Raw genomic sequence first — 13928 nt, 5'->3', positions numbered from 1 at the left:
TCCTTACCCCGATGGACGGACGATTTGCGACGTGACACCATTTTGTCCTCACGCGGCCGCACACCGCGTCGTCCGCCCTGCGGGCCATACACAAAACAGACGAAACAATTCGCCGGGCGCTCGGCCCGTCCGGCCCTCGGCTCCGGAGATCCGTCATGAAGAAGCACGTCATTTTTGCAGCCGCGCTCGCTGCCTTCGCCGCGCCGGCCTTTGCCCAGAACAGCGTGACGCTGTACGGCCTGATCGACGAAGGCTTCAATTACACGAACAACGTGAACGTCAATGGGGTCGGAAAGACGAATTACCAGCTCGCGAGCGGTTTCGCGCAAGGCAGCCGCTGGGGCCTGAAGGGCAGCGAGGATCTCGGCGGCGGGCTCAAGGCGATCTTCACGCTGGAAAACGGTTTCGACGTGAACAACGGCCGGCTCAACCAGGGCGGCCGCATGTTCGGTCGCCAGGCGTTCGTCGGGCTGAGCGAGTCGCGCTTCGGCACGCTGACCTTCGGCCGCCAGTACGATTCCGTCGTCGACTATCTCGCGCCGCTGACCGCGAACGGCAACTGGGGCGGCACGCTGTTCTCGCACCCGTTCGACAACGACAACACGGACAACTCGTTCCGCGTCAACAACACGGTCAAGTACGCGAGCCCCGACTGGAACGGCCTGACGTTGGGCGGCACGTACAGCTTCAGCAACAGCACCGGTTTCTCGAACAACCGCCAGTACAGCATCGGTGCGCAGTATTCGCTGGCCGGGCTGCAGGTCGCGGCCGCGTACCTGCAGGCGAACAACCCGGGCGTCGGCAGCGCGGGCGCGATCGCGGCCGACGACGCGAACTTCGTCGCCGACCGCCTGCGCATCTTCGGCGGCGGCGTCAACTACACGTTCGGCCCGGCAACGGTCGGCTTCGTCTACACGAAGACGGACGTGAAGAACCCGGTGTCGACCGTCTACCTGCCGGCCTCGACGTTCGCCGGCCTCGGGCTGACCGCGACGAAGTTCCAGAACTTCGAGATCAACGGCAAGTACCAGCTCACGCCCGATTTCTATCTCGGCGCGCAGTACGTATACACGGACGGCAAGTTCGATGCCGCGGCCGGCTCGTTCAAGCCGAAGTACCACACGGTCGGCCTGATGGCCGACTACAGCCTGTCGAAGCGCACCGACGTCTATCTGCAGGGCGCGTGGCAGAAGGTCGGCGGCGACAAGACCGGCACGGCGGCCGACGGCGGCTACGTCGTCGGGACGGACGGCCCGTCGTCGTCGTCGAACCAGTTCGCGGTGCGCGCCGCGATCCGCCACAAGTTCTGAACGGGCGGCGGCCCGGGGCCGGGGTGCCCCGGGCCGGCCCTTGTCAGCCCGCCTGGCGCGTGCCGCCGAGCGTTTCCGCGAGCCAGTCGACGAAGATCCGCACGCGCGGCGCGAGATGGCGCCCGTGCGGGAACACCACCGACACGGGCAGCGGCTCGGCATGCCATTCCGGCAGCACTTCGACCAGCGAGCCGTCGGCGAACAGCGGCGCGAGCCCGTCGCGCGGCGCCTGGATCAGCCCGAGGCCCGCGAGACAGCACGCGAGATACGCCTGCGAGCTGTTCACCGACACGATGCTGCGCATCTTCACCGTGTGCAGTTCGCCCGTATCCATGTCCGCATATTCCCAGTCCAGCTCGCGGCCCGTGCGGCTCGAGAAATAGCCGACCGCGACGTGGTCGGGCAGTTCGTCCGGTGATCGCGGCGTGCCGTGGCGCGCGAGATACGCGGGCGACGCGCAGTTGACCTGCGCCATCTCGCCGATCCGCCGCGCGACGAGCGACGTGTCGGACAGCACGCCGACCCGCACCGCGCAGTCGATGCCGTCGGAGACGAGATCGACGAAGCGGTCGGTCGTGCTGATCACGACGCGCAGGTCGGGGTAGCGCGCATGAAAATCCGGCAGCGCCGGAATCACCTGGTTCAGCGCGAAGCGCTCGGGCAGGTCGACGCGGATCACGCCGCGCGGCGACGCGCGGGCGTCCTCGAACAGCGATTCCGCATCGTCGAGATCGGCCAGCAACTGCACGCAGCGCTCGTAATAGGTCGCGCCCTCGGCGGTCAGCGCGACGCGCCGCGTCGTGCGCTGCAGCAGGCGGATATTCAGGTGCTTTTCCAGATACTGGACGGCGTTGCTCACCGTCGGGCGTGGCAGTTGCAACTGCTCGGCCGCTTTCGTGAAGCTGCCGAGATGGGCGACGCGCGCGAAGATGCGCATTGCTTGCAGGTGGTCCATGCGGGGCAGGAGCGTTGGCGGGTTGGAACAGGCTCCATTGTTAATCAGCGCGGAATGGTTGGGTGGAGCGTTTCGCGTTTATCGCGCGCCGCGATGCACCGATAGTCCACCCGTGAAGGTCGACGCGCTGCGCACGATCGCCGACGAGAAGGGCAGCAATCCGGCCCGGGTCACGATCGCGTGGGTGCTGTCGCACGGCATCGACATCGTGCCGCTGGTCGGCGCGCGCAAGCGCACGCAATTGAAAGACGCATCGCACGCGCCTGAATTGCAACTAACGGTCAATGATCCCTCTCGCATCGAAACGGCGGTTCCCGCCGGGGCGGCTACCGGTGACCGCTATCCGGCTTCACCGATGGCTCACCTCGACAGCGAGCAGGCGCGGGGGTGATCCATGGGGCCTGAACGGTTGCCCGACATGCCCGCCCGACGGGCCCTAGCCAGCCTCAGGCAAAACCAGATGGCGGGCGGACTGACGGCGGTTCACCATCGGCGCCGTATTCAACCCGACCGGACGGAACGCCCTCCATGCAAATTCATACGCTGACGATCATCGTGCTGGTTTTCCTGCTGGCCGGCGCGGTGAAGGGAATGATCGGGCTCGGGCTGCCGACGATCGCGATGGGGTTGCTGACGCTCGCGATGCCGCCGTCGGCCGCGGCGAGCCTGCTGCTCGTGCCGTCGTTCATCACCAATGTGTGGCAGTTGTGGCTCGGCCCGTCGTTCGGGCCGTTGCTGCGTCGCTTGTGGCCGCTGCTCGCCGGTCTCGCGATCGGCACGCTGACGGGCGGACTGCCCGCGCTCGCGGCCGGCAGCACATGGACGCATGCGGCGCTGGGCGTGGTGCTGATCGCCTACGGGCTGTGGGGGCTGGCCGCCGCGCGGCTGCCCGCGCCGGGGCGTCACGAAACCTGGCTGTCGGCCGTGGTCGGCTACCTGACGGGCATCGTGACGGCCGCGACCGGCGTGTTCGTCGTGCCGGCCGTGCCGTACCTGCAGGCGCTGCGGCTGTCGAAGGACGACCTGATCCAGGCGCTCGGGCTGTCGTTTACCGCATCGACGATCGCGCTCGGCTTGCAGTTGCGCGTGACGGGCGCGCTGCAGACGGTCGATCTCGGCGTGTCGGCGCTCGCACTCGTGCCGGCGCTGGCCGGAATGGCCGGCGGGCAATACGCGCGGCGCGTGATGAGCGAGCAGGCGTTCAGGCGCTGCTTCTTCGTCGGGCTGATTGCGCTCGGTGCGTACATGGCCGCCTCGGGGTGGCTGTAAGCGGGTATCGCCGCGGAGCGTGATGCCCGCCGTCCCGAAACATCCCGAAGCCGGTTTCTGCTGCCGGCTTCGGGAGCGATAACAGGACGGCGGTCGCACCGCTCAGGCCGGATCGGCGTATTTCAGCGTCCAACCGAGCGTGCGGGTCGCGCCCGCGCCGAGCGCAAACGGCTTCGTCGTGCACGCGAAGTTCGAATGCAACTGGCCGATCGGCGTCGTCGACAACGGATTCGTCGTGCCGTTTGCCGTGTCGAAGGCGGACAGCACGCAGTTGTCGAACCCGGATGCCGCATAGCCGGTCGCAGCGCTGTTCGCGTATGCCACCGATACGCCGTCGCCGTTGGTGTGCGTGGACGCGAAATCCGCGAACGACGTGAAGTCCGTCTCGACCGACAGGTTGCCGGCGAGCGTGCCCGAACTCAGCGTATCGCTGCGCGCGACCGTGCCGTGCGCGAACGTCAGCACCGTATGCACCTGCAGGTCGAGATCGGTCGTGTACGCCGCGTTCTTCGACGCGAGACGGAATTTCGCGGTATCGAACGACACGATCACCTGGCCGTTGGCCTGCTGCACGTTCAGGTTCCTGTAGTACGTGACGGGAATGTAGGTCTTCCCGTTGTACGACACCTGCGGCACCAGCAGCGCATAGCCTAGATCGGTCGTGCCATAGATCAGCTTGTCGGAGAACGGTACCGGGTAGTACGGCGTGAACGAGTTGTAGTCGGGCGCCTGGCTGAGGTTCAGGTTGATCACGCGCCGGCCGTCGCGTACGGTGAGCAGCGCCGCGCTGTACGGATGCGCGGTGTCGCCGGGCTGGTTGTACCAGGTGAGCGTGTAGCGCGGCAGCGCGTCGAGCCACGCGTTGTAGTCCGCATCCGCCATCGGCGCCTTGCCGCCGAAGCCGAGCTTGTTCCACCACGCGTTCACGTACAGGTACTGGTGCAGCAGACTGAAGTTCTCGCCCATCACGCGCGGCTTGCCGCGATACGTGTCGGTGCCGCGGCCCTTGACCCACATGTTCACCGACGGCGTCGGCAGCGACGGGTCGTACCAGTAGGTGTCGAAGCGATGCGCGGCCCGGTAGATGAATGCATACGCGACCTGCTTCTCCTGGTCGGACAGCACACCGGCGTTGGCCGCGGCCGTCAGCACCTCCATGAACGCGGAATCGCCGTACGGGCCGATCGAGCGGCCGTAGTTGAAGCCCTGGCCGTCGGTGTTCAGCTGCGGCAGGATCAGGTCGACCGACTTGCGCAGATAACCCTTCAGCTCGGGCGTGAGATTCGCTTCGTTACCCATCTCGAACGTGCGCTCGACCACTTCGCCGATCAGCAGCGTGCTGTAGCGGTCGAAGCGCGCCTGGTCGTAATAGGTCGTGTGCGTGTTCGACGCTTCGTCCGAGAACCCGCCCGACGAATCCTTGCGGATGTGGTTCGCGAGCGTGTACAGCAGCGCGTCGCGCGCACCCATCGTCGCGACGGACGGATCGGTCGCCGACGCGAACGACGGGCTGCTCCAGCCGAGCTTCTGCCGCAGCCCGGCGATTCCGTAGGACACCGCATAGTAGTTCTGCGCGGTGTTGAGCGACGCGATGTCGATCGGCGTGCCGGCGGCCGGGCACGTACTGGTCTTGCCGCTCGCGTCGGGGCCGAACATGTCGCAGAAGGTGAGCCGCTGCTGCAGCGTCGCGAGCATCGCGTCGCTGAAGACTTCGTTGAGCATCCCGTGCGCCTTGAGGTTGTTCAGCGCGACGAGGTAGTAGTACTCGCCCCACGACGTGTTCGCATACGCGTAATTGCTGCCCGACTGCGCCATCATCGCGGTCGTGATCGTCTGGTACGTCGCGAGGTAGCTCGCGTATTGCGGGTCGCCCTTCGACTTCATGTCGATCAGGATGTACGACAGGCCGAGCGCGAGCTTGCCGGGCAGGAATTTGTCGCCGGTGTTGGTATCGAGCACGTGCACCGGCGTGCCGTCGCCGAGATCCATCACGACCTGCGTGAAGTCGGGCGATTTCCGGATCAGGTCGAACAGCGCGCGCATCTGGCCCATCATCGTGGCGGGAATGTTCGTGCCGGCCGGCACGCTGGTGTCGGGCGCGCCGTAGACGAGCGCCTGCAGCGAGTTCGCCGCGAGTGTGGGTGTCGAAGGCGGGGGCGACGACGACTGCGGCGGCGTGTCGGTCACGTCGCTGCCGCCGCACGCGCTGACGAACAGGACGGAAAGGGCGCTGAGCGCGGCGCCGAGCGCGAATCTGCTGCGCGGATGCATTGTGTCTCCAGTTTGAATAGTGATGAAGGACGGGCAGGTGTGGCCGTTGCCGCGCTCGACGCCCGTACCTGACCTCCGCCTTGAACCCTGATCCCTGAAGACGGATGGCCTGAATCACAACTCGAGCGGGCAAGCGTTCCCCCTGCGCGGGCCGAGGCCGGCGTCGCGCTGATACATTGGAAAACGTTTTCCAAATTTAGGCATCGAACGGCTTGATGTCAATGAACTTTGACGTCGGAAGCGCCGGTAGAAACCCGAATAGTGGGAAGAGGGAGGTGTGGGGCGAGATCGGGATTACGCGGAAATTGCGGGGAATTTTTTCCGAAGTCGATTGGGTGCAGCGCAGGATACCGATACTGAAGCGGCAGGCGGGCTCGCTCTCCTGCGATGCGCGTTTGATCACATTTTAGAGAAAACGTTATCCATAAGGATCGAAACGAATCGAGCCGGGCGTCGGCGCATCGATCATGACCGGCGCCCGGCCGCGCAGGCGCTGCTAAAGCTGAGCCTCGATCGCCGCCTTGTCGATCACCGACCAGACCTGGCGGATCTTGCCGTCGTGGAACTCGTAGAACACGTTCTCGGCGAACGTGACCTTCCTGCCGTCGACGGCGAGCCCCATGAACGTCCCTGTCGGCGAACACGCGAAGCGAAGCCGGCTCGCGACGCGCGGCGGCTCGCACGCGAGCAGCCGGATGTCGAAACGGAGATCGGGAATGTCGCGAAAGTCCTGTTCCAGCATCGCGCGGTAACCGGCGAGGCCGAGCGGCCGGTCGTTGTGGATCACGTTGTCGTCGACATACTGGCCGAGTGACGGCCAGTCCTGCCGGTTCAGGCAGTCGATATACGCGCGGTAGCGGGTGGCGAGATCGGTGTCGGTCATGGCCGTGCCTCCGTGTGTCGGTGGGGTGGGTCGAATGCGGCGCGCGTCACCGCGGTGCTGTTTCGCCGGACAAAAACGCCACGAACTCCCGCGTGTACTTCGGCAGCGCATCGAACGACCGCGCGCAGAGCGTCAGCTTCCGGTGGCTCCACGGATCGGCCAGCTCGACGAGCCGCACGTCCAGCGTTTGCATCGCGCGCTCGGCCGCGTGCCGCGACACGATGCCGATACCCACGCCGCTCGCGATCACGCGGCAGATCGCGTCGAAGCTCTTCAGTTGCACGCGATAGCGGATCCGCTTGCCGAGAGCGCGCGCCTGGTCGGCCAGGTGCACCTGCAGCGCGCTGCCGTCGGTGAGGCCGATGAAATCGGCGTCGGCGATCGCGTCGAACGCGACCTTGTCGTGCGACGCGAGCGGATGCGCGGCCGGCACGACGACGATCAGCCAGTCCTCGCGGAACGGTTTCTGTTCGAGTCCGCCGAGCCCGACCGAATCGGCCACGATGCCGACCTCGGCCGTCTTGTTGCGGATCGCATGCACGATCTCCTGGCTCGAACGCTCCTCGACGCTGATCGACAGCTTCGGATGATGCGGCAGGTAATCGGCCAGCGCGTCGGGCAGGTATTCGCTCAGCGACGCCGTGTTGCACAGCAGCCGGATATGGCCGCGCAGCCCCTGACCGTATTGCTGCAGTTCCCCGCGCATGTGGTCGATCTGCTGTAGCACCGTGCGCGCGTGGTGTTCGAGCGCGCGGCCGGCGTCGGTCGCCTGCGCGCCCGACTTGGTCCGGTGCAGCAGCGGCACGCCGAGCTCGTCCTCCATGCCGCGGATGCGCTCGCTCGCGGCCTGCAGCGTGATGTGCGTGCGTTCGGCGCCGCTCGTGATCGTGCCGGCCTCGCAGATGTTCAGGAAGAGCCGCAGGTCGGTCAGGTCGAAGCGCATGATGGGCGGGGAGCGATAGCGTTGGAATGGCCGATAAATTAGCAGGAACCGCGGCGTCGGTCTCAGGCGCAGCCTGAGACCCGATTCGCCGGTTCCGCATTTTCGGGGCACGATCGATGCCCGATCATGGCCGCATCTCAATACCGGGGAGCCAGTCATGCAGATCGATTCGTCGTGGGGTGTGTCGTTCAAGATCGCGTTGCATGTGTTGTTCCTGTGCATCGGCATTGCGTGGGCCTGTTCCGAACTCGTCGCATGGCTGCGTTGAGCGCGGCGGCACGCTCCTATTGAAATCAATCCGCCATAGCCTCCTGAGACGAAAATTCTTCCGTTTTCACGCGAAAAGACCATCAAGTTTTTCGGGATCGGACCGTATTACCGGTAGCGAATGTCGGCCGACGTCCCGTTCGTGATCGTTTGTCATCATTGTTTGCATCCGGTTACACGTCGGCCGTTCCGTTTTTGAGATGCTTGAAAGATTGTCAAATCGGAGTTGATCGTCCATGAAAACGCGCGAGATTTGCCGCAACGCGGCGTGGCTGACGGGCCTGGCCGCCGTGCTCGTCATGGCCGGTTGTGCAAATACGCAGTCCGTCCCGCCGAGCGATACGCTGGCGGGGCAGCCGTCGCCGTCGAGCCAGCCCGCCGCTGCGCCGTCGGCCGCCACGCTGCCGCCGGCGCCGATTCTCGTCGCGCAAAAGTACGTCGTGAAACGCGGCGACACGCTGACGGGCATCGCGTCCGCGAACAACTGCAGCGTTGCCGACCTGCGCACCTGGAACAAGCTGGGCGCGAACGGCAAGCTGCGCAAGGGGCAGGTGCTGCGCATCGTCAGGCAGCAGCCGCTGCCGCCGTCGGGCGCGGCCGGCACGCAGGCCGCCGCGCCGGCCGCCGCGAGCGATGCGGTGGCCGGCAATCAGGCGACGGCACAGGCAACCGCATCGACGGCGAGCGACCGTCAGGTCGTGAAGGAAACGAAGCGGCATGCGGGCGGCGTCGCGCTCAAGTGGCCCGCAAACGGCAAGATCGTCGAGGGGTTTCGGCCGGGCCAGAACCGCGGCATCCAGATCGCCGGCCGGCCGGGCGACCCGGTTCGCGCGGCGGCCGACGGCCGCGTGATGTACGCGGGCACCGGCCTGAACGATTACGGCAGCCTGATCATCGTCCAGCACAACGCGGATTTCCTGACCGCCTATGCGCATAACCGCAAGCTGCTGGTGAAGACGGGCGACATCGTGCGCCAGGGCGATGCGATCGCCGAGATGGGCGACCTCGACAATTCGCGCGTCGCGCTGCTGTTCGAGGTGCGGCGCGACGGCAAGCCGGTGAATCCGATGCCGTACCTGCCTTCTTCGCAAGGATGAAGCCGGGCCGTTCTGCTGGAACGCGACGACTGTCGCTGCTAGGCTAGGGGCTGTTTGCGAATCCCGCGCTTCGCGCGGGGCCGACGGGCGTCTTTCGGGGATGCGGCGACGAATGCCGTCGCGGGCGGCCGTCGGCGTGAACGGGCGTGCATCGCCGATGCGCGCCCGCGTTGCTTCGTGCCATCGTTTCCGACAGAACACACCTCATCCATGGAACACTCTCCGACACGCCGCTCGCTGTTGCTTGCCGCCGTTGCCGCGCCGTTCGTCGCCGCGTGCACGTCAGCGCCGGTCGCCGACCAGGGGCGCGCCCACGCCGCGCAAGCCGAACTCGCCGCACTCGAGAAAGCGTCGAACGGCCGGCTCGGCGTCGCCGCGCTCGATACGTCGAACGGCGTGCGCATCGCCCACCACGCGCGCGAGCGCTTTCCTTTGTGCGGCACGTATGCGGTCGTCGCCGCCGGCGCGATACTCGCGCGCGGCGCGCTCGACGCGTCGCTGCTGCCGCGCCGCATCCTGTACCGCCGCTACGAAGTCGTGTCGGGTTCGCCGATCACGGAAAGCCATGTCGACACGGGCATGACGATCGCGCAGCTTTGCGACGCGATGCTGCGCTCGGGCGACAAAGGCGCGGGTAACCTGCTGATGGGCGTGCTCGGCGGCCCGCAGGCCGTCACGTCGTTCGCACACGAGAGCGGCGACACGACGTTTCGCCTCGATCACTGGGAACCCGAACTGAACAAGGCCGTGCCGGATGACGAACGCGATACGTCGACGCCGGTCGCGATGGTCGACACGCTGCAGCGGCTGCTGCTCGGCGACACGCTGCGCGAACCGCAGCGCGCGCAACTGACGGAATGGATGGTCGGCGGCGCGCGCGGCGCGACCGGCATTGCGGCGGGCGTGCCGCCCGGCTGGCGCGTCGCGGACAAGGCCGGCACGGGCGGGTACGGCACGACGACCGACGTCGCGGTGCTGTGGCCGCCGTCGCGCGCGCCGCTCGTGATGGCCGTGTCGTTCACGCAGCCGCAGGCCGACGCTGCGGCTCGCGCGGACGTCGTCGCATCGGCGGCGCGCATCGCGGCGGGCGCACTCGCCGCGACGGCCTGAGCGGCGCGCGCCTCGCGCAAAGCCGGCGTTTGGCTTATCGTGTCGGTCAGCGCGCGCCGGCGTCGGCGCGCGGTCCTTCCGTTTCCTGTGCCTTTTCATGCGCCGACTTCCGCCCCTGCACGCGCTGCAGATCTTCTCGACGGTGGCTCGCCACCGCAGCTTCACGCGCGCGGCCGAGCAGCTATGCATCACGCAGGGCGCGGTGAGCCGGCAGATCCAGACGCTCGAGGCGCATTACGGCTTTCCGCTGTTCAAGCGCCATGCGAAGGGCCTCACGCTGACGGCCGAGGGCGAGCAGCTGCTGCCGGTGGTCAACGAGAGCTTCGCGCGGATCGAGGACATCTCGATGAAGCTCACGCGTCAGCGCACCGATCTCGCGCTGAAGGTGCCGACCTGCGTGATCCGCTGGATGCTGCCGCGCATCATGCGCTTCCAGGGCGAGCATCCCGATCTCCATGTGCAGATCACGACCGCGTGGCAGCACGTCGTCGATTTCTCGACCGAGCCGTTCGACGCGGCAATCGTCTACGGCACGTCGCCCCCCGGCGCGGGCATATTCGCACTGCCGCTGTTCGACGAACGGCTGACGCCGGTATGCGCACCGGAGTTGCGGCAGGCGTCGCCGCTCGAGGCGGTGGGCGATCTCGCGCGTCATACGCTGCTGCATCCGACCCGCGACCATCGCGACTGGCGTGCCTGGCTCGATCATGCGGGCGAGCGCGGCGTCGATCCCGCGCGCGGGCCCACCTTCGACACGCTCGATCTCGCGACGAACGCGGCGATGCAGGGCTTCGGCGTCGCGATCGGCGACGTGACGCTCGTCGACGACGACGTCAGCGCGCGCCGGCTCGAACGGCCGTTCGACATCGTGCTCGAGACCGGCGCACGCTACTTCTTCGTCTATCCCGAGAACATCGGCAACCAGCAGAAGATCCGCGCGTTCAGCGACTGGATCGCGCGCCATCGCGACTGACGCGCGGCCGCGCCGGACCCGCCGGACCCGCCGGACCCGCCGGACCCGCCGCGCGCCGCGCGGGCGGCCGGTGTTACTGGTAGGTCACGACGGCGATCATCGGCGCGAGATTGTTGCCCGGACGGTTCGGTAAAACGATTGCGCGCGAGGCCTGAGTAAAGGTCGTGGTCTTGACGGCCTGCATGCTCGCCGCGTCGACGAACGCGATCTGGCCGGTTGCCGGCCGCGGGCAGTCGGCGCGCACGCGAGCGGGCGCGGCGTTGGGCGTATCGAGCGCGAACGAGCAGGGCGGCTCGACGATCATGCCGGAGAAGTAGATGGTGCCGGACGCGCCGGCGGCAAAGGACGAGGACGTGGCCAGAAGCGAGGCAGCCAGGGCGAACGAGGCGGCGAACAGGCGATGCTTCATGACAGGCTCCAGAGAGGAAGCGCGTCGCAGCGGGGCCGCTCGGGTGGCAGTCCGTCATCGCCGCGATGCTGACTGCGTAAACGGCAAATCCATCGAGTCTCTTGAATGAAAAATTGGAAGTAACGGGAATAAGCAAACTGCGGCGTATTCCTTCAATCAATTTATCTCAAAATTGAGCGGCCGCAAGCCCGGGTAATGCCGGTGTAGTAAACCAGAGGGACGGTCGCCGGCGGACGCCGTTTTTTGCGGGTGAATCGTTGCGGAATCAACGAATCGGTATTAGCGCGAAGCGTCGTTCGCCAAAAGAAAACGGCCGCTCGTGATGACGAGCGGCCGTTTTGCGGGGGGGAGGGCGGTGCGGCGGCGCGATCAGGCCATGCGCTTGCGCACCGCGCCGACGATCACGAGCAGCACGATCGCGCCGATGATCGATGCGATCCAGCCCGCACCCTGGCCCGGCGCATACCAGCCGGCGGCGCGGCCGACGTAGCCGGCGACCAGCGCGCCGACGACGCCGAGTACGGCCGTCATCAGGATGCCCATCTTGTCGTCGCCGGGCTTGAGCGCGCGGGCGAGGAGGCCGACGATGAGCCCGACGACCAGGGTTTCGATGAATTGCAGCATGAACGCCTCCCTATTGCTGTTGAGCTGTTGACGAAAGGAAATTGACCCGTGCGGCGCACAAGCGTTCCACGCGGCGGCAAGCCGGCGCGTGGTGTGCGGAGTATCGCATGCCGGCGCGTCGCGCAGATGTCAGGCGTGCGGTGCGCCAGTCACCGGGGCGAGACGGCGGTAGCCTTCGGTCGCTTGCAGCAGCGTGCGCGTGTAGTCGCGCGCGACCTGCCCGGCGCGCACGTCCTCGACCCGAAGCTGCTCGACGATCTCGCCATGCTGCATCACGGCAACGCGCTGGCACAGGAAGCCGATCACCGCGAGGTTGTGGCTGACGAGGATCATCGTCAGGTTGCGTTCGCGGTGCAGGCGGCGCAGCAGGTTCAGGATCTCGGCTTGCACCGACACGTCGAGCGCGGACGTCGGTTCGTCGAGCAGCAGCACGCGCGGCTCGACGATCAGCGCGCGTGCGATCGCGACGCGCTGCCGCTGGCCGCCCGACAACTGGTGCGGATAGCGGAAGCGGAACGCGGGACCGAGGCCGACCTCGGCCAGCGCGCGGGCGATCCGTGTGTCGGCGTCGCCGATCTCGTGGATCGACAGCGGTTCGCGCAGCGTCTGGTCGACCGTGAAGCGCGGATGCAGCGACGCGTACGGATCCTGGAACACCATCTGCACGTGGCGGCGGAATGCTCGATCGAGCGTGCCGCCGACCGGCCGTCCGTCGATCGACAGGCTGCCGGCCGCGAGCGGCACGAGGCCGGTCAGCGCGCGCAGCAGCGTCGACTTGCCGGAGCCCGATTCGCCGACGAGCCCGAACACCTCGCCGTCGCGCACCGCGAAGCTTGCGTCGCGCACGGCGTCGACGTGACCCGTGCGGGTCGGGAAACGGATCGATGCGTGATCGACGTCGATCATCGTGCAGCCTCCTGTCGATCGGCGGGCGGGATGGACGGCGGCGCGGGATCGAGCCAGGCCGGATCGCGCCGCAGCACGGGCAGTTCGTCCGGCGGGTTCGCGAGCGGCGGGTTCGCCGCGAGCAGCCCGCGCGTATAGGGATGAGACGCGTCGCGCAGGTCGCGCGCGGCGCAGGTTTCGACCACGCGGCCCGCGTACATCACCGCGACGCGATCGCAGAACGACATCACGAGCGGCAGGTCGTGGCTGATGAACATCAGGCCCGTGCCGTGCCGCGCGATCATCGCGTCGAGCACCGCGAGCACCTGCATCGAGACCGCGACGTCGAGCGCGGACGTCGGTTCGTCGGCGATCAGCAGGCGCGGGCCGGTCGACACCATCATCGCGATCATCACGCGCTGGCCCATGCCGCCCGACAACTCGTGCGGATACGCATCGGCGACGCGCGCCGGGTCGCGGATCTGCACGGCCGCGAGCGCGTCGACGATCCGTTCGCGCAACGCGCGGCCGCGCAGCCCGGGCTCGTGCAGGCGGAACGCTTCGCCCATCTGCTTCGCGACCGTCATCACCGGGTTCAGCGAATATTTCGGGTCCTGCAGGATCATGCCCATCTGGCTGCCGCACAGCCGCCGGCGTTCGCGCGGGTTCATCGCGAGCAGGTCGTGGCCGCCGAAGCGCATCGTGCGCGCCGACCAGCGCGCGGCGTCGGGCAGCAGGCCGAGCAGCGCGCGGCCCGTCAGCGATTTGCCGGAACCCGATTCGCCGACGATGCCGAGCCGTTCGCCGGGCGCGAGCGTCAGCGACAGGTCGCGCACGGCATCGGACACGACACCGTCGTGCCCGCGAAAGCCGATCTTCAGCCCGTCGATCTCGCAGAGCGGCGCGGGCGCGGTGGCGGTATTCATCGGCAT

13 protein-coding genes and 1 pseudogene are annotated in these 13928 nt (G+C 67.3%); 6 read left to right on the top strand and 8 right to left on the bottom strand.

What is annotated here, in order from left to right:
• Positions 1–155 precede the first annotated feature (155 nt).
• Complete coding sequence (locus KVT39_RS02585) at positions 156–1310, top strand: porin (protein ID WP_105392501.1); 1155 nt, start codon at positions 156–158, stop codon at positions 1308–1310.
• A gap of 43 nt (positions 1311–1353) precedes the next feature.
• Here KVT39_RS02585 and KVT39_RS02580 read toward each other — a convergent pair whose 3' ends face one another.
• Entirely contained in the window at positions 1354–2265 is a 912-nt protein-coding gene (locus KVT39_RS02580; protein ID WP_105392502.1) for a LysR family transcriptional regulator, read from the bottom strand.
• A gap of 118 nt (positions 2266–2383) precedes the next feature.
• Here KVT39_RS02580 and KVT39_RS02575 point away from each other — a divergent pair.
• Positions 2384–2656: pseudogene (locus KVT39_RS02575) on the top strand (aldo/keto reductase); the annotation flags it as partial.
• Between the two features lie 137 nt (positions 2657–2793).
• Positions 2794–3534 (top strand): sulfite exporter TauE/SafE family protein, encoded by a 741-nt coding sequence (locus KVT39_RS02570; protein WP_217587684.1) that lies wholly within the window; start codon positions 2794–2796, stop codon positions 3532–3534.
• A gap of 102 nt (positions 3535–3636) precedes the next feature.
• Here the strand turns inward: KVT39_RS02570 and KVT39_RS02565 are convergent, their stop codons facing one another.
• The 3 genes from KVT39_RS02565 to KVT39_RS02555 form a co-directional block, all read right to left on the bottom strand.
• On the bottom strand, positions 3637–5805 hold the full coding sequence (locus KVT39_RS02565; RefSeq protein ID WP_217587682.1) for a hypothetical protein: 2169 nt from the start codon (positions 5803–5805) through the stop codon (positions 3637–3639).
• 496 nt (positions 5806–6301) lie between these two features.
• Positions 6302–6688, bottom strand: coding sequence for an ester cyclase (locus KVT39_RS02560; protein WP_034180290.1), 387 nt, complete (start codon positions 6686–6688; stop codon positions 6302–6304).
• A 46-nt stretch (positions 6689–6734) separates the two neighbouring features.
• Entirely contained in the window at positions 6735–7631 is an 897-nt protein-coding gene (locus KVT39_RS02555; protein ID WP_131949495.1) for a LysR substrate-binding domain-containing protein, read from the bottom strand.
• 503 nt (positions 7632–8134) lie between these two features.
• Here KVT39_RS02555 and KVT39_RS02550 point away from each other — a divergent pair.
• The 3 genes from KVT39_RS02550 to KVT39_RS02540 all read left to right on the top strand — a co-directional run bounded on the left by KVT39_RS02550 (position 8135) and on the right by KVT39_RS02540 (position 11078).
• The gene (locus KVT39_RS02550; RefSeq protein WP_217587680.1) at positions 8135–8995 is read left to right on the top strand and encodes a peptidoglycan DD-metalloendopeptidase family protein; all 861 of its coding nucleotides are present in this window, start codon (positions 8135–8137) and stop codon (positions 8993–8995) included.
• Between the two features lie 210 nt (positions 8996–9205).
• Positions 9206–10105 carry a class A beta-lactamase gene (gene bla, locus KVT39_RS02545; protein WP_034180287.1) on the top strand — a complete coding sequence of 300 codons (900 nt, stop codon included), beginning with the start codon at positions 9206–9208 and terminating at the stop codon, positions 10103–10105.
• Between the two features lie 97 nt (positions 10106–10202).
• Positions 10203–11078, top strand: coding sequence for a LysR substrate-binding domain-containing protein (locus KVT39_RS02540; RefSeq protein WP_175747582.1), 876 nt, complete (start codon positions 10203–10205; stop codon positions 11076–11078).
• Positions 11079–11151: 73 nt separating this feature from the next.
• Here the strand turns inward: KVT39_RS02540 and KVT39_RS02535 are convergent, their stop codons facing one another.
• The 4 genes from KVT39_RS02535 to KVT39_RS02520 all read right to left on the bottom strand — a co-directional run bounded on the left by KVT39_RS02535 (position 11152) and on the right by KVT39_RS02520 (position 13928).
• Positions 11152–11487, bottom strand: coding sequence for a type 1 fimbrial protein (locus KVT39_RS02535; RefSeq protein WP_175747584.1), 336 nt, complete (start codon positions 11485–11487; stop codon positions 11152–11154).
• Positions 11488–11856: 369 nt separating this feature from the next.
• Positions 11857–12111, bottom strand: coding sequence for a GlsB/YeaQ/YmgE family stress response membrane protein (locus KVT39_RS02530; protein ID WP_034180284.1), 255 nt, complete (start codon positions 12109–12111; stop codon positions 11857–11859).
• Positions 12112–12240: 129 nt separating this feature from the next.
• Positions 12241–13017, bottom strand: coding sequence for an ABC transporter ATP-binding protein (locus KVT39_RS02525; protein WP_217587678.1), 777 nt, complete (start codon positions 13015–13017; stop codon positions 12241–12243).
• Complete coding sequence (locus KVT39_RS02520) at positions 13014–13928, bottom strand: ABC transporter ATP-binding protein (protein WP_034180282.1); 915 nt, start codon at positions 13926–13928, stop codon at positions 13014–13016. Before KVT39_RS02520 ends, KVT39_RS02525 begins: the two co-directional genes overlap by 4 nt.

This window comes from Burkholderia sp. GbtcB21 (assembly GCF_019091065.1).
GTDB classification, from domain to species: Bacteria; Pseudomonadota; Gammaproteobacteria; order Burkholderiales; family Burkholderiaceae; genus Burkholderia; species Burkholderia pyrrocinia_C.
This window is presented reverse-complemented; position numbering and strand designations above follow the sequence as displayed.

What these genes read in the sequence shown, in the direction of transcription:
- KVT39_RS02585 (WP_105392501.1), top strand. Translation starts at nt 156, where the DNA reads ATGAAGAAGCACGTCATTTTTGCAGCCGCGCTCGCTGCCTTCGCCGCG.
- KVT39_RS02570 (WP_217587684.1), top strand. Translation starts at nt 2,794, where the DNA reads ATGCAAATTCATACGCTGACGATCATCGTGCTGGTTTTCCTGCTGGCC.
- KVT39_RS02520 (WP_034180282.1), bottom strand. Translation starts at nt 13,928, where the DNA reads ATGCCGATGAATACCGCCACCGCGCCCGCGCCGCTCTGCGAGATCGAC.
- KVT39_RS02550 (WP_217587680.1), top strand. Translation starts at nt 8,135, where the DNA reads ATGAAAACGCGCGAGATTTGCCGCAACGCGGCGTGGCTGACGGGCCTG.
- KVT39_RS02535 (WP_175747584.1), bottom strand. Translation starts at nt 11,487, where the DNA reads ATGAAGCATCGCCTGTTCGCCGCCTCGTTCGCCCTGGCTGCCTCGCTT.
- bla (WP_034180287.1), top strand. Translation starts at nt 9,206, where the DNA reads ATGGAACACTCTCCGACACGCCGCTCGCTGTTGCTTGCCGCCGTTGCC.
- KVT39_RS02565 (WP_217587682.1), bottom strand. Translation starts at nt 5,805, where the DNA reads ATGCATCCGCGCAGCAGATTCGCGCTCGGCGCCGCGCTCAGCGCCCTT.
- KVT39_RS02530 (WP_034180284.1), bottom strand. Translation starts at nt 12,111, where the DNA reads ATGCTGCAATTCATCGAAACCCTGGTCGTCGGGCTCATCGTCGGCCTC.
- KVT39_RS02560 (WP_034180290.1), bottom strand. Translation starts at nt 6,688, where the DNA reads ATGACCGACACCGATCTCGCCACCCGCTACCGCGCGTATATCGACTGC.
- KVT39_RS02555 (WP_131949495.1), bottom strand. Translation starts at nt 7,631, where the DNA reads ATGCGCTTCGACCTGACCGACCTGCGGCTCTTCCTGAACATCTGCGAG.
- KVT39_RS02580 (WP_105392502.1), bottom strand. Translation starts at nt 2,265, where the DNA reads ATGGACCACCTGCAAGCAATGCGCATCTTCGCGCGCGTCGCCCATCTC.
- KVT39_RS02540 (WP_175747582.1), top strand. Translation starts at nt 10,203, where the DNA reads ATGCGCCGACTTCCGCCCCTGCACGCGCTGCAGATCTTCTCGACGGTG.
- KVT39_RS02525 (WP_217587678.1), bottom strand. Translation starts at nt 13,017, where the DNA reads ATGATCGACGTCGATCACGCATCGATCCGTTTCCCGACCCGCACGGGT.